Annotated in this window: 16 protein-coding genes; 3 read left to right on the top strand and 13 right to left on the bottom strand. The window is 53.3% G+C overall.

From position 1 onward, the window contains the following. Positions 1-487: 487 nt before the first annotated feature. The 5 genes from AC1VOR_RS07705 to AC1VOR_RS07685 form a co-directional block, all read right to left on the bottom strand. Complete coding sequence (locus AC1VOR_RS07705; protein WP_482616992.1) at positions 488-3925, bottom strand: AAA family ATPase; 3438 nt, start codon at positions 3923-3925, stop codon at positions 488-490. Then, entirely contained in the window at positions 3922-5112 is a 1191-nt protein-coding gene (locus tag AC1VOR_RS07700; protein WP_482616990.1) for an exonuclease SbcCD subunit D, read from the bottom strand. The genes AC1VOR_RS07705 and AC1VOR_RS07700 overlap by 4 nt, the downstream gene beginning before the upstream one ends. Before the next feature lie 29 nt (positions 5113-5141). Then, entirely contained in the window at positions 5142-9128 is a 3987-nt protein-coding gene (addA, locus tag AC1VOR_RS07695) for a helicase-exonuclease AddAB subunit AddA (protein ID WP_482616989.1), read from the bottom strand. Further along, a complete protein-coding gene (gene addB / locus AC1VOR_RS07690; protein ID WP_482616988.1) occupies positions 9125-12655 on the bottom strand; it encodes a helicase-exonuclease AddAB subunit AddB in 3531 nt (1176 codons plus the stop codon). The genes addA and addB overlap by 4 nt, the downstream gene beginning before the upstream one ends. A gap of 148 nt (positions 12656-12803) precedes the next feature. Next, a complete protein-coding gene (locus AC1VOR_RS07685) occupies positions 12804-14177 on the bottom strand; it encodes a class I SAM-dependent rRNA methyltransferase (protein ID WP_482616987.1) in 1374 nt (457 codons plus the stop codon). A gap of 137 nt (positions 14178-14314) precedes the next feature. Between AC1VOR_RS07685 and AC1VOR_RS07680 the strand changes: the two genes are divergently transcribed. Beyond that, positions 14315-15331, top strand: coding sequence for a Na/Pi cotransporter family protein (locus tag AC1VOR_RS07680; protein WP_482616986.1), 1017 nt, complete (start codon positions 14315-14317; stop codon positions 15329-15331). On the opposite strand, the gene AC1VOR_RS07675 is transcribed toward AC1VOR_RS07680, so the two are convergent. The 7 genes from AC1VOR_RS07675 to AC1VOR_RS07645 form a co-directional block, all read right to left on the bottom strand. Next, on the bottom strand, positions 15322-15759 hold the full coding sequence (locus AC1VOR_RS07675) for an NUDIX hydrolase (RefSeq protein ID WP_059052119.1): 438 nt from the start codon (positions 15757-15759) through the stop codon (positions 15322-15324). The two genes, AC1VOR_RS07680 and AC1VOR_RS07675, sit on opposite strands and share 10 nt — an antisense overlap. A gap of 128 nt (positions 15760-15887) precedes the next feature. Beyond that, positions 15888-17231, bottom strand: coding sequence for a tRNA (N(6)-L-threonylcarbamoyladenosine(37)-C(2))-methylthiotransferase MtaB (mtaB, locus tag AC1VOR_RS07670; protein WP_482616985.1), 1344 nt, complete (start codon positions 17229-17231; stop codon positions 15888-15890). A 3-nt stretch (positions 17232-17234) separates the two neighbouring features. Next, the gene (locus AC1VOR_RS07665; protein ID WP_482616983.1) at positions 17235-17996 is read right to left on the bottom strand and encodes a 16S rRNA (uracil(1498)-N(3))-methyltransferase; all 762 of its coding nucleotides are present in this window, start codon (positions 17994-17996) and stop codon (positions 17235-17237) included. A gap of 58 nt (positions 17997-18054) precedes the next feature. Next, a complete protein-coding gene (locus tag AC1VOR_RS07660; protein WP_482616982.1) occupies positions 18055-18741 on the bottom strand; it encodes a site-2 protease family protein in 687 nt (228 codons plus the stop codon). 6 nt (positions 18742-18747) lie between these two features. Further along, positions 18748-19713 (bottom strand): 50S ribosomal protein L11 methyltransferase, encoded by a 966-nt coding sequence (gene prmA, locus AC1VOR_RS07655; RefSeq protein ID WP_482616981.1) that lies wholly within the window; start codon positions 19711-19713, stop codon positions 18748-18750. A gap of 120 nt (positions 19714-19833) precedes the next feature. Continuing rightward, a complete protein-coding gene (locus tag AC1VOR_RS07650) occupies positions 19834-20007 on the bottom strand; it encodes a hypothetical protein (RefSeq protein WP_482616979.1) in 174 nt (57 codons plus the stop codon). Positions 20008-20034: 27 nt separating this feature from the next. Beyond that, positions 20035-20352 carry a hypothetical protein gene (locus AC1VOR_RS07645; protein ID WP_482616977.1) on the bottom strand — a complete coding sequence of 106 codons (318 nt, stop codon included), beginning with the start codon at positions 20350-20352 and terminating at the stop codon, positions 20035-20037. A gap of 244 nt (positions 20353-20596) precedes the next feature. Between AC1VOR_RS07645 and AC1VOR_RS07640 the strand changes: the two genes are divergently transcribed. Both AC1VOR_RS07640 and AC1VOR_RS07635 read left to right on the top strand, forming a co-directional pair. After that, positions 20597-21028 (top strand): hypothetical protein, encoded by a 432-nt coding sequence (locus AC1VOR_RS07640; RefSeq protein ID WP_482616975.1) that lies wholly within the window; start codon positions 20597-20599, stop codon positions 21026-21028. Between the two features lie 3 nt (positions 21029-21031). After that, on the top strand, positions 21032-21316 hold the full coding sequence (locus AC1VOR_RS07635) for a YxcD family protein (protein ID WP_482616973.1): 285 nt from the start codon (positions 21032-21034) through the stop codon (positions 21314-21316). A gap of 94 nt (positions 21317-21410) precedes the next feature. On the opposite strand, the gene dnaJ is transcribed toward AC1VOR_RS07635, so the two are convergent. Further along, complete coding sequence (gene dnaJ, locus AC1VOR_RS07630; protein ID WP_482616971.1) at positions 21411-22535, bottom strand: molecular chaperone DnaJ; 1125 nt, start codon at positions 22533-22535, stop codon at positions 21411-21413. Positions 22536-22690 lie beyond the last annotated feature (155 nt).

The raw sequence follows: 22690 nt of genomic DNA, 5'->3' as shown, positions 1-22690 counted from the left end.
GATGAAGCCAGGGACGTCAGTAGCCGAGCTACACGTTTTCGGAGAAAACAACTTCGGAAGCAGGGATACGTTAGCAACTCAAATATATCGGCTCAATTTAAAAATGATCGGTTGACCGTTAGCGAGAGCGGATAAGCAAACTCACGTAGGGTCAATGAACTGGAGATCGCGTTTCCCCGAGGCCTATCCGGGCTTCTCTTTTCTGATTATAGGGAAAAACTCCCGTTAAACCGCTTAAATCCGCCACAAAGCGGGGTTTATATGGATTTCCTCCTGCTAATCTTGATAGAATCGTCTATTGCTGGGAAAATCTCAAAATTAGCAGGAGGATTTCCCGTTAAATAGGATATTGAGTGTAATATAGGGAAATTAGAGGGATGGTTTCCTGTTACAGAAGCATATACTAGGCCCGGCTGAATTCAAGATTCGATGCCGAATCCGCTTCCTGAGCCCCTTCGTGATCAAAAGTTGACTTTTTGAAGTACCTCTACAACCGTTCTGTTTCGATGCGTGAGCCAGCGCCTCCACTATCCGCCGGAATCACAATCAGCTTACGCGCCAGCCTTGACCGTAGTTCAGCTACATGGCTGATGATTCCTACAGACAGATGGTCGTGATGCAAATGCTCCAGAGAGGTAATCACCGTATCCAATAATTCAGGGTCCAGCGTTCCAAATCCTTCGTCCAGGAAGAAGAATTGCAGCGGATACTGACCACGAAGTTGAATTTGGGCGGATAAAGCCAAGGCCAACGCCAACGAGGTCAAGAAGGTCTCGCCGCCCGACAAAGTGGCCACCGGACGTTTTACACCCCCATTGGCATCATCACGGATCACAAACCCGCCTCCGGAATCGGTCTCAAGTGCATAACGCTGCTTCGTCAAGGAACGTAGGCGCTGGGAGGCGGCATGGCTAACATTCATCAATTGCTCTTCGGCGACATATTCAACGAAGGCATTGCCGCGCAGCGAGGATTGCAGTTTGCCTAGCAGGCCGGATTCCCGCTCCAGCTCGCTACGTCTTTGCTCCAGCTCTTGCCAGCGGACGTGGCGAACCTGCAACTCCTCCCAATCTCGCTCGGTGCGCGCCTGGAGTTGCAAGGCTGCCTCGTCCAACTGCTTGGCAGCAGCCAATGCATCCACACTCGCTTGCCACTGTTCACTGCCAAGCGTCTGTCCCTGCAGCTTGGCATCCAGTTCGCTGATTGACAATACCAGTTCTTGTTCCCTGCGCCGGTGATGCTGGACCTTTTCCCCCAGTTTCTCAGCCTCACCGGGAGCAAGCAAGCTCTCTAATACTTCTTCCTTCACCGTAAACGGTGAAGCTTCAAGCTCGTTCAGCCAGCGCGTCTCAAGTTGCTCAGCTTGCTCCTTAGCCGTTAATGCTGCCTGAAGGGCAAGAGCCTCCACTTTGGCCCGTTCATGGCTTTCAGCTACTGCTGTGGCCTGCTGGTGACGTGTAGTCTCTACCTTGCGGCGTAGTTCTGCCAGCCGCTCCCTTGCTTCGCCAAGCTGCGCCTCAACCGGACGTTCTCCAGCCCAAACATGCAGCCGTTCTTGTTTCTCACGCAGCAGTTCTCCCTTGCCCTGTTCCTGTGCCTCCCATTGGACCAATTGCTTATCCAGTTCTATCGCTTTCTGGGCCAGCGCTTGCAGTTTGGCTGCTCTCTCTTCAAGGTAAGGAATACTGGCATCCAGGCGTTGCCGAAGCTGCTCAGCCAACCGATCCTTGGCCGACAGCTCCTCCAGATAACGTGATGCTTCGTCCGGCATGATTCCGGGGAATAAGCCCTCCCATTCCTGACGTCCCTGAACCAGGGCAGACTCAAACCCGGCGCTGCGCTGAACCGCCTGCTCCAAAAGCTCGCTGGCTGCGGCTACAGCGGCTTCTGCGGCAGCACGCTCCGGCTGCAAGGCCGCAAACGCACCTATAGTCTCGCGGACCTCAAGTTGCAACGCCGCTAATTGTTGGCGCACGGCCTCATGCTGGCCGGCATAATCATCGGCCTGCTGACGCAGTTCGGCCAGTGAGGAATCTGCCAATTCCAGCAAAGAAGGGGCCAAGGTTGCTGCCACTTCAACTTCGCCAGTGGAAGCAGCCTGTGGTTCTCCTCCGTCCTTCCCGCCCTTCTCGACACCAAGGGAATCAAGTAATCCCTGGCAATTCTCCCGATCTCGGGATACGACCAGCAGAAGATCACGGCAACCGGAGATCAGCGCAGTCCATTCCTCCAACTCGCTCTCCCCGATTTGCTGCGGTCCTTGCTCCTGTCCAGCAAGAACAGGATGATGCGCTGAGCCGCACACAGGACAAGGCTCCCCTTCGGCCAGCTCTTCCGCCAACCGTGACGACCATAGCGAGCGTTCCTGTTCTTTCAGCATCTGACGCAATGCGGTTTCATGCGCAGTCCATTGCCTTATTCGGGCGACCAGCAGCTCTTCCAGTTCGGCAAGCTGCTGCTCTGCAACAACTACTTGTCGACTCAGGGCCTCCATGGCATCCTGAGTCCGCTGCGTATCTTTAACGACACGTGCCAGCCTGTCGTCTGTCTCCTTCGCTCTCAAGCGGCTCTGTGTCTCCTCCGCAGCCGCCTTGGCCCACTGCTCCTGAAGTCCTGTGAGTCGCTGTGCATGTTGAACTGCCGCTTGTCTCCGCTCCCGCTCCTCAGACTTGACAACTGCTCCCTGCAATTGCTGTTCCAGTTCACGCTGAAGCCCCTTGGCCTTGCCGAGAAGCTCCTCTTCTTTCGCCGTCTGCTCCGTCAGGGCAAGCCGCTGGCGCACACCTTCCTCGCGTCGCGCGGCCAACTGCCGCAATTCGGCAGCTAGTCCTTCCGCTTCCGTCTGCAGGCCACGGGCCTGCTCCAGTTGCTCCAGCTTCACGAGCAGCTCGGGTTCGCTCTGCTCCAGCGCCTGCGTGGCGGCCAGAGCATCGGCCTCCGCCTGCCGAGCCTGGGCTGCGCTAACCTGCGCAGCCGCCTGCGCCTCGGCAGCACGCTGCTGCCGCTCGGCCGCGCCGCGCCGGGCGTCCTCCCAGGCCGTCAACACCGGCCTGATCGTCTCCGCGGCGGCTCCGCGCGCCAGCTTCGCTTCCAGCGCCGCCACGGCGCCGTCCTGCGCGCGAAGCGCAGCAAGCTGCTCCACGCGCTGGCCGCGCTCTACAGACAGCTCGCGTACGCGAGCGAGCTGTTCATGGCGCTGCTGCGCCTCCAGCAGCTCGCGTCGCCGCTGAGCGGCCTGCGTAGCCGCCTCTCGCAGGGCAGCCACCGCCTGCTCCAGCGCCTCAGCCGAGGCATGGCCCAGCCCCTGCTGCTCGGCTGCTGCTTCTGCCCGGCGCTGCTCGGTCTCCTTCACGCGCCGCGACAGCTTCTGCGCCAGCAGGTCGCCGTATTGCTCCAGATGGAACAGCCGCTGTAACATAGCGCGCCGTTCGGCTCCCTTTAAGGATAAAAATTCAGCGAACTTGCCTTGCGGAAGCACAACCGCCCGCGTAAAGTCATCCATCTTCAGTCCAATCTTCTGCTCGACATAACGCGTCACATCAGCCAGCTTATCGGCAAGCACCTTCTCCCCCTCTGGCATTACCTCAATAAAACGGCTGATTGTATTGCTTACCGTCAATTCGCTTTGTCGTTTAAAGCGCCGCTCCACGCGGTAGCACTCCACCCCGGCCGCCGAAGCCAGCTCAAAGGTGAAGGACACAAACAAGCTATCTTCCGCGTGGTTCATGATGCCTTGCGTACCGCCGGAGGCTCGTCCCACCTTACCATAAAGGGCCAGCGTAAGTGCGTCCAGAATGGTCGATTTGCCGCTTCCCGTAGGACCAAAGATACCGAACAGTCCTGTCTCACAGAGTTCAGTGAAGTCGATGGTCTGTAATTCCCGGTAGCTCTGTAATCCCGATAATTTTAACGTAATTGGCTTCATCCCCGGTCCACTCCTTCCTCGGAAGACTCGTCCTCATTGTCCTCAGACACCAGGGACATAAACAACTCCACCAATTCCGCTTCGGGCTCAGCTCCACCGGTCTGCCGTTGGTAGAACTTACGGAACAGCTCCGGCACTGGCATCCCCGCCCGGGATACAAAGGCTTCCTCGGCATCCCGTCCCGGGTATACTGGACGAATATGTACGATTCCTTCATGTGCCTTGCGAAGCGCTTGAATGTCGCCCAGAGACATCGCCTCGCTTAAGCTGAGCTCAAGGTCAATAAATGCCTCGGCATCTCGTCCTTCCGCAAGCCAGCGGTACGTTTCCTCCAGACCACCGCGGCAATTCCAGCGAACAAGCGGTCGTCCGCTGTGAAGGAACAACTCTTCAAGCTGAGGCTCGCGCCCTGGCTGAATATCCAGCAGCATTACTGATTTGGCTTGTCCCGCTTCGGAGAAGGAGTAAGCGAGCGGAGAGCCGCTGTATCTCGCAAGGCCTGCCCCCTTCACGGCTTGTGGCCGATGGAGATGGCCGAGCGCAGTATATTGGGCCCCTGCATCTAACGCTGAAGGATCAACCGTATATGCCCCTCCGACTTGAATCGGACGTTCGGAATCCGACTCAAGTCCCCCCAGAACGTAAATATGGCTCATGGCCAGATTGACCGTATCCGGGCGAAACGCCCGGGCCAGCTCCTGCATCAGCTTGCCCACCTTGGCGCTATAGGCCAGTCTGAGGCCAGATTCATCCTCGTCCCCCGCAAGCACTTCCGCTAGCCTGGCCTCCGATGGATAGGGCAAAGCTGCAATGACGGCCAGTTCCCCGGTCCGTGCCACAGGAATTCGCAACGGCTCAGCGGCAGGTAATCCCACCAGCGAGATGCCTTGCCGGAATACGAGCGGCGACACAGCCGATACCCGTTCCGGCTGATCGTGATTACCGGCAATCACCGCCAGATGCCCTCCCGCATCGGTCAATCTGGCTGCTGCATCATAGAACAGGGCCTCCGCTGCCGCCGGAGGGTTGACGCTGTCATACACGTCTCCCGCCATCAGCACGAGATCAATCTGCTGTTCCCTCACGATTTGCACCAGTTCATCCAGGAACTGCTCCTGTTCCGCCAGACGGCTGCGCCCTTCGAGCGTACGTCCCAGATGCCAATCACCTGTATGCAATATCCGCATGTTTTTCCTCTCCCCTCAAGACCACACTTCTATAACCGAACGGCTTCACCGCTATCAAAGAAATACAGCCATTTCTCATCTATAGTAAGGCCCGTAATTTGTCCGACCGCCCTCGCGTACAGCTCAAGCTGGAAACGATACGTTTCCGTGAGCGCAGCTACACCACCACGATGCTCCAGCACACGATCACTCTTGTAATCCAGCAAAAAGAGCTTCCCATCCACGGAGAACAAGCAGTCGACAATCCCCTGAATCAGCACGGTTTCCCCTGCCAGTTGCCGAGCCTCAAACGCTGAATCATTCGTATTCTCCGTAACCAATCCTCCTAATTGAGGCGTCGCTTCCGCTGCTGGCAAGCCATAGCTGAACGGGAGCTCTCGCTTCACCCAATCTGCGCGGCGTAATAACTGACCGAGCGGGCTTTGCAGCAGCCCCGCAATCGCTGTCCCATTAATAGCAGCGACTTGCTCCGTAGTCATGATTTGCCGTTCAATTAGGCGATTCAAGGTGGCCTGGACGATATCTTCTGCTTCTCCCTCACCAAAGGGCAGATGCTGCATCAGTGTATGGTAAGCCGTCCCTCGTTCGCTTGGGGTAAGCTTGCGCTGCTCCATGAAGCGCGGGCGGCGTAGATGGAGGGTAAGCTCAGGCTCGCCCGATGCTTCCTCTCTACTCAGTTGCTGTTGCAATTCCACCTGGGCCATAGCATCATGAGCAGGCTCCTCCTGCATGGCCAGCAATGCCTTCATCTCGGTTACGGTCGTCTTCGCAGCAATACGGCTGGCAGTCTCATAAGGATAGCTCCAGCCCAGCCGATCTGCTACCTGTGTACCCAGCCCGGCTGTCCCAGGATCTTGCGGTAACATGACCGATGGCTGGCCGGTCAAGAATGCCTGAAGTTGCGCCGGATCAAAACCGGCATGCTCAGCGGTTGGCGCCACGGCTTCCGTCCCGCTCGTCCGCCCCGCATCACGTGAAGATAGAAAAGCGATGTGCCAGTCCGAAGGACTGTCTGCAAGTACGGAGGACGCCATCTCTGGTAATCCCGCAAACCGGCGCAACTCACCCGCACTCCGATGACGAATCAGGGACGGACCTATCCAGTCCAGATAACAACGTCCTCTCGCCAGCACATAGTCAGGCAACTGCTCATCTTCATCTTGCAGCACACTGGTCCACGATTGAATGGAGCGCGATAAATTTTTCACCGAAGACACCAGCACCAGCTTATCCTTTGGACGGGTTAACGCCACATACAGCACACGCATTTCCTCGGCCAGAAGCTCCATCTGTGCCCGCTTCCGAATCGCAAGGTTGGGTAATGTAGGGTAGCTGACACGGGTATCCGCATCCACAAATTTGGGACCAAATCCCATTTCCTTATGCATCAAGAAGGGAGCGTTCAAGTCCTGACGATTGAACTGTCTGGACAAGCCTGCCACAAACACAACCGGGAACTCCAGTCCTTTACTCTTGTGGATGGTCATAATCCGTATCCCGTCTCCCTGCTCTCCCGCAGCGGATGCAGCCCCGAAGTCGCCCCCATTCTCACGCAAACGATTGACGTACCGCAGGAATCGGAACAGACCCGGTGCAGCGGCGGACACCTCATATTGCCTTGCCCGATCGAGCAAAGTCAGCAGATTGCTCTGCCGCTGGCTTCCCCCAGGCAAGCCGCCAACCCATTCGGGGTAGCCAGTTTGCCGGTAAATATCACGTATCAGGCTGACCAATTCGCCCTCCCTGGCCATCGTACGCCAAGCGTGTAGTTGCTCCAGAAAAGTCTGCAAGCGAATACCCAGCTTGTCCGCAGGCGCTTCGGGCAACGAGTTCAATTCCTCCTGTTCCGGTTCGCTGCCGGAATAGGCTGGTTCTCTTTCTGAACGGGCCAGCACCGCTTCATAGTATCTGCCGCTAGGAACTGCCAGACGAATATCGGCCAGTTCTTCTTCAGAAAAATCATATAAAGGTGATCGCAGTACCGCTGCTAGTGGAATATCCTGCAACGGATTATCAATGACTTGCAGCAAAGATAAGATCGTCTCCACTTCAGATGCCTGAAAGTACCCCTGGCTCAACTCCCCGTAGGCGGGAATCCCCATAAGCCGCAGTTCCTCGATGATTGCCGGAGCCCAAGTCATCGTTGATCTTAGCAAAATGACCATGTCCCGGTAGGCCACCGGACGCATGACTTCAGCTTGCTTGTCATAAATATGCAAGGGCTCGCCGCCCTCACCCAGCATCCCGCGAATACGTGAGGCTATAGCCCGTGCCTCCAGCTTCACCGCCTCAAGCAAGGCAGTCTCATCCTCACTGTCAGCCCCCGAACCTTCCTCACCAGCATAATCACTGCTGCTCCCGGCATCCCGGCCTTCTTCACCAGTGCCACCCGTATCCCGATCCACCAGCAGTAATTCTGGACGATAATCCTCTGTCGTGTTTGGCAGGAAGCCTTCCCCATATACCAGTTCCGCCCGAACATCGTAAGAGATTTCCGCCACACTTTCATTCATGATTTGACGGAACAACAAATTAACCGCATCCACCACTTCACGGCGGCTGCGGAAGTTCCGAGCTAGGTCGATACGTAGTCCTTCACCAGCAAAATCTTCACCGTAAGTCTGATATTTTGCCTGAAACAAGCCTGGCTCGGCCAAGCGGAATCGATAAATGCTTTGCTTCACATCGCCAACCATAAAGCGGTTCCCCGGACCAGTTCGGGAAATCAGACGTACGATATTTTCCTGCACAGTGTTCGTATCCTGATATTCATCGAGCAGTACCTCTTCAAACTGCTGCCGGTATTCCATAGCCGCATCGGATGGCCGCAGCTCGCCAGGAACGGAATCGGGATGACGCAAAATTTTCAGACAATAGTGCTCCAGGTCGGAGAAATCCAGCCAACCCTTCGCCGCCTTGTGCAGGCGATACCGTTCCCCAAACTCAATAACGAGTGTAGACAGGCCCGTAAGTAACGGAGCCATCGCATGCATCTCCTGCAAGAATACCTCCGCAGGCCGACTGTACAGTTGAACTCGCAAATCCGCTACGGTCTTCTTGGCTTCTTCGCGCATCGCTTTGACCCTCTCTTGCATCTCCGGATCGGTCTGATCCTTCTTGCAAGGCTTCAGCTTGCCAAACTGCACCGTTTGAAACTCCGTGTATAGGGAAGCCCAGGTCCCCGCATGAACGGCATCCCGAAGCGTCTGTACCATTTGCATATCTTGTTCCAGCGTTATGGCATAGGGTTCCGGTCCTCCCGGCGATAGGGCTACTAATTTCGCTTGAGAGAGCAAACTGTACGCCCCGTTCAAGGACAAGGCTGTATCTGCCAAAATACCAGCTACCCACCCGCTTTGCTCCAAAGCGGAGGCATCAGGCACCAAAAAAGCTTCTGCCGACTGGCGAAGCCAGTCCTCAGGCCATGGATGACTACGGGCGAAATCATACAGTCGCTGAATCAGCGCAAACACAGCTTCATCGCTCCGCTCTCCTCCGAACAAATCGACTAGAGCCCAAAAGGGACTGTCTGCCGGCTCGCTACCGTATTTATCCTCCAGCAATTCTTCCAGCACCTCTTGACGTAGCAAGGCCGTTTCATTCTCCGCTGCGATGCGGAAGCCAGGATCGAGAGGAATCAGGGTATAGTATCGCTGAATGACCTCCATACAGAACGAATGAAGTGTCGTAATGGAAGCTCTGCCCAACATGGCAAGCTGACGACTTACATATTCATCACCGGGGTCTTTGGATAGTTCCTTCTCCAGCGCCTCCGTAATCCGTCCTCGCATCTCGGCAGCGGCCGCTTTGGTGAACGTAGCTACGAGCAACCGATCTACGCTCAGCGGCCGCTCGCGGTCCGTCAACTTGCGGATAATCCGCTCAACCAATACAGCGGTTTTACCCGAGCCCGCCGCAGCAGCCACCAGCATGTCTCCGCCAGACAAAGCAATAGCGCGCCACTGGTCGTCACTCCAATAGCTTCCCTGGGGTTTTGGTTTCATTGTCATGCTCATGATCGATTGTTCTCCTTTCCGTCATCTTCACCAAGAAGTTGCCATATTTCCTGCTTGCCGGGCTTGTTCAACACATGGTACGAGCTGCCCTCCAGCGATTCTTCAAAGCGGCATACCGGCTTGTAAGGACAGAAGGTACAAGCCGTCTCCAGCCCCAAGCGATAGGGAGCTATTTGTACGTCCCCATCCGTAATACGCGTACCGATATCAGCAATCGTATGGCGCACCGTCCCGAGCAACGTCTTCCACTGCTCAGGCGTGGCTACCGATGCGCTGCTGTAGAAGCCGCCATCGGCCTTAAGAGCCACAGGCAAAATATCTGAATGCCCCTTCTCCAAACCACTGTCCATCTTGGCAATAACCTCACGGTCCGCAAGAAGCAGTCCCTTCATTTTAAAGCGTTTCAACAGCTCCTGTCGGGCTTGTTCGGGGCTCATGCCATTGCTGCTTTGCAGCAGCGGATTGTGCACATGGAAATACAACGTTCCCGCCGGTAAGGCACTTTCGCCCAGCCATTCCTCTGCTGAGGACACCAGCACATCCAGATACGTCAGCATTTGCAAGGACAGACCGTAATAGACCTCATGCAACTTGAGATCAGTCTGGCTTGATTTATAGTCAATAACCCGCAGGAGCAAGCCTTCTTCGCCCTCGGCCACATCCACCCGGTCAATTCGGCCCACAATTTCCATTACGCAGCCGTTGGGCAGCTCGAAGATTAGTGGCGGCAGCGGTCGGCCCGGCCCAAAATCCAACTCCAGGCCAATAGGTTCAAAGCTACCGCGACGCGCCTGCTCACCGAGAATCAAAGAGGCCCGGCCCACGATATTCTTCAGCTTGCGTGAGATGTAGCCATAACGCTTGGAACTGAGCAATATTTCCCCTTGCAGCTTCGGAGCCAGATCATCCACTGCCGCATCGGCTTCACGCAACACTTCCTCCGGAGTCAGACTTCCCCAACTGAGGTTCTGCTCCCGAAAGTTAATGGCCATCTGGCTAAGTGCAGCATGGAACAGTTGGCCGATATCCGGCGCCTTAAGCCGGTAAAGCTGTCTTTCTTTCAGCTTCAAGCCATGGGAAGCGAAATGCGCGAACGGGCACGCAGAAAATTGCTCCATGCGTGATACGCTGGTACGTAGCCGCTTACCATATAGCTTGCGACTCGTAGCCGGGGTAAGTCCACGCACCCGGTTGCGGTAATTGAGCGATCCTACCAGTCGCACCGCCCGACTCTCCCATTCCGGCTTGTCCTTGTACCACTCCAGCACATGCCACCAGAGCGGCGATATCGATTCGCCTGACTTCCAGCGGCGCAGTTGCCTGATCAAGGTAGCCAGGGCAGGTCCAGGCTTGGCAACAAAAGCAAGCTCCTCCATGTCTGTTCCTCCGATGGGAGACGAGCTTATCACCTGCTCCTTTAAGGAGGAATGGGGGAAAATCCGCTTCACCTGCCGAATCACTTCCGACGGCAGCAAGGCTCCACCTTCTCCGTCAGATATCGCGTAGCTCAGCCACAGAGAGTCACTGGCTCCGGCCAGCGCTCCATAGATCAGGTAGCGCTCATCCAACAGATCCCGTGTTAGTCCCGGAGCCAGCTCCAGACCAACTTCGGACAGCCGCTGCTTCTCCTGTTCGCTGAGCAAGCCTTCTTCCTGAAGCCCGGCTGGCATTACTCCTTCATTAATGCCCAGAAGGAACAGATGCTTGATGCGTCCTGACCGCGTGCGGTCCGTACTGCCGACCAGCACCTGGTCCAGCGAAGGCGGTACAAGTGCCAGCTTGAGTCCCTTCATGCCTGTCTCCAGCACTCCGGCGAATAGCTCTGGCTCCAGACGCTCGTCCCCCATCATTTCTGTGATCTGATCGAGCAAATCAAGCACCGCTCCCCACAACTGGCGGTGTTCCATCGCCTGACGTGGTTGTCCGCTTTGGAGCAACCGATGCGCCAGAAGGTCAAGATGCTGAGCCGCTTCCGCATCTACCAGGAGCTGATAAACCGCCGCACACATCTCGGTGGCTGTAGCGGCCTGCTTCAACCGCTTCTCAAATTCGTATAGCGGGGCGACCACCGTAGATCGGCAGCGTTCCAGCAAATCCAGTTGCTCCTGTGCCTTGCCGGAAGCCGCTGCCTCTCCCTGCTCCAGTGACAGGCTTGGAGCGCCCTTCCAGGGCCGTCCATCGAACCAGCGATAGCCTTGAATGCCACTGGCAAGCACATAATTCTCCAGGACGTCCATATCCTCACGAGTAACTCTGCCATCCAAAGGCAGTAGAAATTCACTCTTGATGCAACGAAATACATCGTCGTATTTCCAGAAGCCCAGTACAACATCCAGGGCCGAGCGAATAAATTCAATAAGCGGGTGATGCAGCATGCTCGTTTTTTGGTCGAGAAAAAAGGGAACTTCGTATTCTTCCATCAGCGGCGCAATGAGTTGATCATAATCCTCAAGGCGGCGCACCAGCAGACCCATCTCCCGCCAGCGTACCCCTTCTTCCCGCGCCAGACGAACCATTTCCCGTACCGCCCCTTCCACTTCAGCACGGCGGCCGTCGGCCCGGTGAATGGATAAGGCGCGGCTCAAGTCCTTTGGCGGCTCCGTATGAGGCCACGGGGTTCGCCGCTCATAGGCGGATTCCAGGAACCCCAGTGTCTCGCTGCGCTGAAACCGGGGGTATGGGCGCTGATCGAGCAGTTCCGCTGCAGCAACATCAATTCCTGCTTCCTGCGCCAACTGGCGTAGCTTCATATAAGCCGCCGCGGGAGTATGGAACAAGTTCAATTCCTGAGGCAGGTTGCCATCATTATAGGGACGATTCAAAGTCAAGGATACCGTTACCGAAGCAGAAGCTTTTAACAGGGCAACGATGGCTGTGTATTCCTGGGGGGTAAAGGTATGGAAGCCGTCAATCCAGATTTTAGCTCCGCGTAAGTAGGCCGACTCTGGCGCTCCCTGAGCCAGCTTGACAACATGATCCTCATTGTCGATGTACAACTTGGATAATTCCTGGTCAAATTCGGCAAAAAGGAGAGCCAGGTCATGCATTTTATCTATAAGTAACGGGGATTCGTCGATCCGGCTTTCAAGAACAGTCTCAAACCCGGATAAATCGGCAAAATCCACGTTGTATTTCTTCATCTCCGTATATAAACCAGCGATTCGTTCAATAAGGCCAAACTGGTCGCCACCTTGTCCAAACAACCTCAGGTTATCGCGGTGCCTCCGCAGCAGCTTGTACAGCAGCATTTTCTTGCCTTCATCATGAATAGGCACGAGCGCCGAGCCGCCAGTCTCCTGCATAACACGTAACGCCAAACGACGGAAACCCAGCACCTGTGTGCGCACGGTTCCAGGCAAGCCAGAGGCTCCGGCAATTTGCTGCTCCATTTGGAAGGTACCTTGCTCCGGTGTCAAAATAATGAGCGGTGGACCGGTCGGGTCCGCTTTGAGCTCCTCCGCTACCCGGGACAGAATCAAGCTGCTTTTACCACTGCCAGCGCGGCCAATTATGAAATGTAAAGACATGGAATAACCTCCTGCAACGGACAATTCTATCGTTCCCAGTATAGCACAGATGCGAGCAAACATTCGCATCCCTTACAATTGCTGTTTCCTCAAAAAAAAGCCCGTCCCGCATTCATTCACGCGAGGACGGACCCTTTGCAGCCATATATCAATAAGCGTTCTTACTGCGAACTTCAAAGATAGCAAACTTCAAATAATGTCCTTCGTCTACCCCCAGGATTTGCGGATGGTCTTTCCCGGCAGCCCGCCATTCCACAAGTCGCAGCACTTTGCCTGCATCCTCAGCCGCATCCAGAATGGTCTCCAGGAACAAGTCCGGACGCATGTGATAGGAGCAACTGGCCGTGACCAGATAGCCTCCCTCATTCACCAGCTTCATTCCGTGAAGGTTAATATCCTTGTATCCACGAACTGCCCCCTTGACTGCCGTCTTCGTCTTCGCGAAGGCTGGAGGATCTAGAATGACAACATCCCAGGTCTGCCCTCCTCCGGCCGTCAATGGTACGGAGGTATCGACCTTGTTGGTACCTGCTGCTCTAAGATGACGCTCTTCCAAGCCCTTTACTTGACCCCGTAAATACTCAAAGGCATCCGCTACAACAAACTCCACGCGATCGGTAAAATCATTCAACTGCACATTGCGCTTGGCACTTTCAATGGCATGCTCGGAAATATCCAGGCAAGTGACCTTCTTGGCCCCATACTCACAGGCGTGCAGCGTGAAGCTTCCCGTATGCGAGAAGCATTCCAGCACTGTAGCACCATCCCAATACGGGAAGCCAACCTCTTTTCCCTTACGGTTCACGGGTACACGCCGTACCTCGCCCACCTCATTAGCGATCTCCTGTAGTGTAATGCCACTTTTAGCGCCCCAGCCCGTCATAAGTGGCCGAATGGAGGCCCTGTTCTCACGCTGGTCGAAGAAATACCCCGTCTTCTGTCCTTGTTCAATATCCACCTCAATCTTCAGCCCGTTCTCCGTTACGGTTACATAGCGAGGAGGTTCACCATAAATGGCTCCCTTCACCTGTTCCAGCCCCTCCATTTGCCTTACGGAGACATCGCTGCGCTCATAAATTCCCACAGGCCGCAGCACTTCGGTAAGCGCGGTAACAATTTGCTCGCGGCAACGGTCCATGCCTAATGTCAGCAATTGCACCACAAGTACATCACCAAATTTGTCCACAATCAGTCCGGGCAGAAAGTCAGCCTCTCCGTAGACAAGCCGATAAGAAGATTCGTTGACAAAGCGTTCCCGGTGCTTGAGACATTCGGTAAACCGGCGGACAAAAAAGGACGTATCCATCTCCGTTAATGGTATATAGGATACGACCCGTACTGTAATTTGCGAGGCCGGGTTGTAGTATCCCGTTGCCAGGTAACGCCGCCGATAATCCATAATCTCGACGAGTCCACCAGGTACGGGCTCACCCTCTACCGTCTCGATCTCATTTTTGAATACCCAGGGATGCCCCTGCTCCAATCGTTTCTTCCGGCTGCGCTGTAATACGACCGTTGCCATTCATTATTCACTCCTAAACAAGATTGTAAATTCCAATAACTATATCTTCATGCGGGACTACACAGGTATGATCGTTATCCCGGCATCATATACGTAACTTGTACACATTTTTTCAAGGAAAGGGGGGCAACGCCGCCATGTTTCAGGAAATCTGGTTGCCCGTAACATGGGGTCTGGTCCTATTCCTGCTTGGCATGAAAATCATGGAATCTGCCCTGCACACCTGGGCTGGCCCCAAACTGATGGCCTTCCTGCACCGGACGACTCGCACTCCCTGGACCGGACTTGTCTCCGGTACGTTTATTACGGCCTTGCTTCAGAGCAGCACCGCCGTCACGGTAATGACCATTGGACTTGTCAACGCCGGACTCCTCTCCTATGCTCGAACATTAGGGATTATTCTAGGGGGCAACATCGGCACCTGTCTCACGACAGAACTCATTGCCTTGAACCTGACACGCCTCGGTGCTCCCCTGCTTATTATATCGCTAATATTGTGGGCGACAGCCGTACTTGCCGAGGACATGTTGCCCTCCTACATCAAGCGCAAGCTTCCATTTCTGCTGCCTTTACAATATGGGGCCTTGGCCGGCGCTGGCTTCAGTCTGGTCATGGTTGCCATCCGTATGATGCAATCCATTGGTCCCGCTCTGGAGGAACGAGGTATCATTTCCTGGCTGCTGACGCATGCCACTGGCAATTTACTCTGGGGTGCGCTGGCAGGTGCCACACTTACAGCCATCATCCACAGCAGCGCAGCCGTTGTCGCCATGACCATGGGACTAGCAGCCAGCGGTGTGTTACCGATTGAATTCGGCATCGCCATTGTCATCGGCTCCAATGTAGGCACCTGCCTCACAGCCTTGATTGCGGCGATTGGAGGAACCCGGTCTGGGCGGTTTGTTGCCTGGTCGCACGTAATCTTGAATGTGCTGGGGGCCATCTTGTTCCTTCCATTAGTACCTCTATTAGAAACGGCAGCTAGCTTGCTGACCAGTGATCTTGCGGCACAAATTGCTCACACGCAGACCATCTTCAATGTCGTCTGCTCCCTGCTTGCCTTGCCAATTTGCTATCTGCCGATTTGGTCCAGACTAGACTCCCCTCGTCAGGGCTCCCCCAAGTTCGGACCTGGTAACGCCCATCAGACCTGAGGTTCAATGCCCAGTAGCCTTAACGCTTTCTCCAAGATAAAGTCATTGTTGTCGTACCCTGCCTTACATTGCTGGCGCCAAGCCTCCTGCGGCTCGTACCAAGACACACTGCGTATCTCTTCGAGTTGGGGGCACAGGGCACCACTTTGCCACTTCACGAGGTAATAATGCACTTCCTTGTCTACACTGCCAAGCTGAGGATGGTGATACGTATAAGGGATGATATCTATCAGTTCATCAATTTTGCCTACGATCCCCGTCTCCTCCAATATTTCACGAAGCGCTGTCTGCTCTACAGTTTCTCCCGCTTCCTGCTTTCCTTTGGGGAACGAAATTTTCCCATATCGGTCGGTAATGAGCTGAACTTGCATCCGGTTATTCTCGATGCGATAGACAACGCCCCCCGCAGAGATTTCTTTGAATGACATTCTGGCTGTACCTCCTTCAGTAGTAAGAACGCTGGCCGGGCGTAAAAAAGCATAAACATATATGTAACAACAAGGATTTCAGCTTGGGCTGAAATCCTTGTCATGCCCAGAGAAGCGGGCAAACCTTATTAAGCCAAGGCTTCAGAAGCCTTGGCCAGAACACGGACAAGTTCGCCTTCACTTGTGTTAATATCCGCCTTGGTCAGCTTGACCCGACATATTTTACCCGTCAATGCAGAGGTTCCCGGGAATCGAACCTGCAAGTAATTGTCGCTAAAACCAGTCACAAGGCCATCGCCCGAAGTCCCCTTCTCATCATTCTCGGGGATAACGTCGAGTACCTGACCTACAAATTGCTGGGCATAGGCTAGTTGCATTTGCTCCGACAAATCGATCAATTCATGCACACGGGCATGCTTGACCTCCTCGTCTACCTGATCCTCCATCCTGGCTGCCGGCGTGCCGGTCCGCTTGGAATAAGGGAACACGTGCATCTCAGAGAAGCCGATGCGCTTAATGGTCTCAAAGCCCTCACGGAATAACTCGTCAGTCTCTCCGGGGAAGCCGACAATGACATCGGTCGTGATGGCTACATCCGGCATGAACTTGCGAATCATAGCTATTTTCTGCTCAAATTCCTGGGTGGTATATTTTCTTCTCATCCGTTTGAGCACTTCATTGCTACCAGCTTGCAGCGGAATATGAAAATGACGGCACATCTTGGCAGAGCCCTTCAACACCTCAAGCATACGTTCGTCAATTTGGCTAGCTTCAATAGAACTGATACGGATGCGACCCAGTCCTTCTACCTTGTCCAATTCCCACAACAGGTCTGCCAAACGGTAATTCTCCAAGTCATCCCCATACCCACCAGTGTGAATACCCGTCAGCACGATCTCCTTATATCCAGCAGCCACTAACTGACGTGCTTGTTGCACAACACTTTGGGGCTCCCGGCTACGGGACAAGCCCCGTGACCACGGAATAATGCAGAAGGTGCAAAAGTTGTTGCAGCCCTCCTGTATTTTGAGGAACGCACGGGTATGATCGGCAAAGTCCGGTACATCCAGTTCCTCGAACTCCCGCGTCTTCATAATATTGCGCACAGCATTGATCGGCTTACGCTGATCCTGTATTTCCTTAACATAAGGAATTATCTTCTCACGATCCTGGGTGCCGATTACGAGGTCGACACCGGGAATATCAAGAATTTCCGCCGGGGATGTTTGTGCGTAACAGCCTGTTACCGCCACGATGGCATCCGGATTACGGCGCACGGCACGTCGAATAATTTGGCGGCTCTTCTTATCCCCCGTATTGGTTACTGTACAAGTATTAATCAGATAGACGTCCGCAGCAGACTGTTCAAAATCCACCTGCTCATAGCCTTCATTTTTAAATAATTGCCAAATGGCTTCGGTATCATAGAAATTCACTTTACAACCCAAGGTGTAAAAAGCGACTTTTGGCATCGCTTATCCCCCCATTTCTCCAGATTCATACATGATGCAAGTTAATGCAGCCATCGCTGCTGTTTCCGTACGCAGAATCCGTCGGCCCAAACCAACGGATTTGGCCCCTGCAGCCTCTGCTTCCTGAACCTCTTCTTCGCTAAAACCGCCCTCTGGACCCACTACAACGGCGATGTTGTAAGTTTGTTCAGCATCCAGTTCCGCCACCATTGGCTTCAGGACCTCCCGCAAGGCGCGGCCATCCTCTTTCTCATAACATAAGCATACCAAATCATACTCTTTAAATGCAGCAAGCAGCTCATTCCATTTTACAGGCCCATCTACCCCAGGAATTTTGCTGCGATGTGCCTGCTCTGCCGCTTCCTTGGCGATTTTCTGCCAGCGAGCAAGACGTTTCTCTTCTTTCTTCCTATCGTATTGCACTACCGTTCGTGCGGATAGAAACGGAACAAAACGCGAGGCGCCAATTTCCGTACATTTCTGAATCACGACCTCCATCTTGTCGCCCTTTGGCAAGCTTTGCGCTACCGTCACTTGCAGCCAAGGCTCTCCCGAGGAAGGCAAGACATCCAGAATCTCTGCCGTCACTTCATGAGATTCTATCGTCTTAATTTCCACCAGAACCTCACGGGACACGCCATCGCTTACTATTAATTTATCTCCCGGCTTGGAACGCATGACTCGCCCGATATGGCGGGCATCCTCACCGGTAATCATTACATCTTGCACGCCGAATTGTTCCGGTTCCACAAAGTAACGCTGCATCTTCATCCATCCTTACTCTACAATGTTAAAATCCAGCTTGCCATACGCTGACGTGCTACTAGTAGCCCCCGAACAGAATCAGGAAAAAATCAGCAAATTGAAAATACATCGTCTGAGCTGCTTGATACAACGGCGTGATGGTGTACGCTTGCAATACAGGAATAAACAAGATCAGCAGGAAGAGCAGCATTGACCATTGCTCAAATTGATGCAATTTGCCCTGCACCGAACGCGGCGCTAAGTCCTCTAACAGCCGATAGCCATCCAGAGGAGGCAACGGAATCAGATTAAACAAGAACAAGAAGAAGTTCAAAACAGTAAATACATTAAAAAATATTAAAATCGCTTGCAGCAATCTTTCATTGCTTATAGTATCAAGGACACCAAACCTGGCCAGCATCACATAGATCAACGTCCCCAAAACACCCAGCAGCAAGTTACTAAGCGGACCAGCTACAGATACAATAGCCCCCATCAAGCGAGGATTGCTGAAATTCTCACGATTGACAGGAACCGGACGAGCCCAGCCAAAACCGGCAATTAGCAGCAATACAATACCAAAAAAGTCAAAGTGCACAACGGGATTCAAGGTTACTCGGCCCAGTAGCTTGGCCGTAGGATCTCCAAATTTATTAGCAAAATACGCATGGGAAAATTCATGCAGTGTGAAGGCAATGACCAGAGTAATCAGGTAAAAAGGAAGCTCGTGCAACGGGACCCGCAATATGCGATCCAAAAAATCCATGGCTGGTTACCTCTTTCTTGCCACAAAAGCTACCCAATCTTCTTCCCGGGCGGTCTGTTCCAATTCAAAACCCGCGGCAATTAGCGCTTCTTCTACGGCTTGTTCTTTATTTTTATAAATACCGGAGGCAATATAATAGCCCCCAGGCGTCAAAGCTTGATAAACATCATCAATAAAGAGCAAAATAATTTCGGCCAAAATATTGGCAACCACAACGCGGACCGGTAACTGTACCATAACGTCTGCGCTGCCTTCACCCTTAATGACAGACAACAAATCGCTTTCTACGACCTGAATACGCTCTGCAAGCTTGTTTAGACGGCTGTTCTCCGTCGCACTGGATACCGCTACAGGGTCCAGGTCCAGGGCAAGCACACGCGATGCGCCAAGACGACAGGCACCAATCGCCAAAATGCCGGAGCCTGTGCCGACGTCAATCACTTCGTCTCCCTCGCGGATAACATCCTCCAGCGTGCGCAAGCAAAGGGAAGTCGTAGGGTGCGCTCCTGTACCGAAAGCCATTCCCGGATCGAGCTCGATAATTTGCTCACCTGCTTCGGGAGTGTAATCTTCCCAAGTTGGCTTAATGGTCAGTCGTTCCGACACGCGCAGGGGCTTGAAATATTGCTTCCAGTTGTTCGCCCAGTCATCTTCGCTGACACCGCGGACAGAGATTTCTGCAACCCCGGGGTCAATATCATACCCCTTAAGTTCTTGAATCCGGGTGCTTACCTCCTGAACGACTTCTTCAATGTTAAGTCCTTCCGGGAAATAGCCGCTAATCTTGGCCTCTCCTTCAGGAATATCGTTTGGCGGAATTTCGAACCATTGTCCAAGCGAAGTATCCCGCGGTTTATTGTTATCAACATGTTCCTCGATGGTCACTCCACCTGCTCCCGCTTCATGCAGGAAATTTGAAATCATCTCGACGGCTTCTTCCGTTGTATGTATAGTTATTTCCTTCCAAATCATGATATGTTTTTTCCTCCTTGACTTACATGCATAAGATTTATTGTACTATAGAATGAACATAGTGACAAAGCAAGGCGGAGGCAACCGGGACTCCGGTTCCTCCGCCTTATATTTAGTCTGCTACAGCTTCAACCGCTCGCGCTTCTGTGCTTCCGTCCGTTCATCACGCTCCAGCGTCTCCCAATCCTCATAATCTGCAAGATCCTCCAGAGCTTCAGGCTCCCTGTCATAATCTGCGAACGGCTTGTCCAGATTAATCTTTACCTGGCGATTCCGTCGTTCTTCGCGGCTCATACCTGCTCCCCTCCTTCCGGTCGGTATTTATACCATGCCCCCTGCTTCCTCAATAATGCGAAGGGCCTGATGATGAATGGCATCGTTCACGACTACCGTGAGTAAAATATCACGCCCGTTTGGTCCGCCTTCTCCATCATGACTGAGTCTGCTTACGGACGAATCCGCTACCTCCACTATCCCTGCCGTAAAATGAGTAATCCCGGCTGAATGCTCCGCCTCGGCACCGTACCGCTGAAAACGGTCAATAGTCAAATCCGCCACCCTCAAAGTGCTTAACTTACGAGCCACTCCCTCCGCTTCCTCTGGGCTTTTGAAATAAGCGAGTATGTTCTTCTCGGTCATACTACCTCCCTGCCTTCCTCGGGGCTTCATGGGACTTCGTACAAAACAGTCCGCTACGATGATAGGATGCAGCCAGTGCAGTAGCTTTATACTTTATGAGGTTGTTCAAAAAGTCGACTTCCCAGAACGAAGTTGTTCGAGGAGTGGATTTTATTTAAAATTTGAAACTTACCTAGAACTTACCCCGTATTACTAGCTAGGAAACAGAAGAAATCTATATTTCACAGGAGGGTTCCTACGTCCCATGATGAAGAAAGTAATGTTAATTGTAATGGCTTTTACTGTACTATTTACCTTCGTTGCTCCGGATTTAGCGGATGCCAAACGAGGGGGCTTCAAATCAGGACCACGCAGCTATAATCCGGCTCCCAAGAAGCCCGCACAAAATGAAAATCAGAACATGACCGGGAACCGGGCCGGAGCCAATACGGCAAATACGACCGCAAACCGTGGCTTTTTTAGCGGAGGCAGCTTGATGCGCGGGTTGATTGTTGGCGGCCTTGCCGGGATGCTATTTGGCAGCTTGTTCACCAACATGGGCTTTTTTGGTAATCTATTGGGACTTGCCGTGAACCTGCTAGCTATCTATCTGTTAATTATTGCTGCCATGGCTTTATACCGTCGCTTCAAAAAACAACCAAGTCACGACGATTACCGTCGTGGAGGTAGATACTAAGCCATGATTTTGAGCATGGATGAAATCATCAATGCCGTATGCTTGAATACAGCCGAGCGTGTTGGCGTGCGCCCCACCGATGTCCAGGTCGAGTTAAGCTGGGATGAGGATACGGGATATACCGGTGAAGTTTGGGCAAACGGGCGTAGCCGTTACCTGGTTGAAGCCAATCTGATGGAAGCTATCATGCAGTACATGCACCGGGAATACGGTCGCCGCGTATTTCGGGACGACATTCGTCTGGAATTGAATGAAGAGATTATCGCAGTCATTCAGGATAAGGCTTAAAGTACAAGATCAAAATATGTAAAGTCTCTCAAAACAAACAAGCGCGAGTCCAGGAATGAGATTCCCCTGGACTCGCGCTTTTGTTATAGTTCGACTAATCTCCGCGAAACGCCCGTTTCATGCGGTCAAAGAAAGATTCCTCATGTTCTTGCGTTTGCTCACCATCAACAGAAGCAAATTGGCGAAGCAGTTCTTTTTGCTCTTCACTCAGCTTACGTGGCGTAACAATCACCACTTTGATATGTTGATCGCCTTGACCAACCCCTCTAAGCCGCGGGACTCCTTTGCCTTTGAGGCGGAAATAAGTCCCGGTCTGGGTTCCGGCAGGAATTTTCAGCTTAACCTTCTCCGTTAGCGTAGGTACCTCAATCTCATCACCCAGTGCCGCTTGAGCAAAGGTCAGCGGGAATTCAAGATAGATGTCATCGCCTTCACGCTCAAAGAATTCATGGGTTTTGACGCGAATAATAATGTAGAGATCGCCAGCAGGACCGCCGCGAAGTCCACCTTCACCTTCCCCTGACATCCGCAATTGAGCACCGTCATCTACCCCCGCAGGGATGCGAACGTGAATTTTACGTTGTTTCTTCACGCTGCCGCTTCCTGCACAGGTTGGGCATTTCTCCTTAATGACTTGCCCCTTGCCACCGCAATGGCTACATGCCCGGCGATTGACCATCCGGCCAAACGGCGTATTCTGTACAACTTCCTGTTGTCCCGAACCATGACAGACCGAACAGGTCTCCGGTTTCGTTCCTGGCTTGGCACCTGTACCAAAGCAGGTATCACAGCCTTCCGTACGCGGAATATTAATATCCGATTCTTTGCCGAATACCGCTTCCTGGAATTCAATCGTCATCGTATATTGCAAATCATTGCCGCGCTGCGGAGCATTCGGATCGCGTCTACCCCCGCCGCCGCCAAAGAACATATCAAAAATATCACCGAAGCCGCCAAAATCGCCGCCTCCGGAAAACCCACCGCCCATGCCTCCATTAGGATCGACATGACCGTATTGATCGTAACGCGAGCGTTTCCCCGCATCGCTCAGGACATCATAGGCTTCCTTAACCTCTTTAAACTTCGTTTCCGCATCTGCGGCTTTATTCACGTCTGGGTGATACTGACGAGCCAGCTTGCGGTAAGCCTTCTTGATGTCATCGTCAGAGGCATCCTTGCCCAGACCCAGCACCTCGTAGTAATCGCGTTTATCTGCCATCCTTCCACCCCCGTCTGACTAATGAGTTCTACTGCCTTCTTTAAGACAGCGACCCCTATATCCGGCAAAAGGAAAGTCAAAGTGCGGAACAGCCCGCGCTTTGACCTTCCCAGATTACAATCTATGTGCCTGCTTCTACTTCGTGAAGCTTAACC

The sequence above is a fragment of the Paenibacillus sp. 1SOY10 genome (assembly GCF_056836745.1).
Note: the sequence above shows the minus strand (reverse complement) of the source record. Positions and strands in the feature narration are given on the sequence as shown.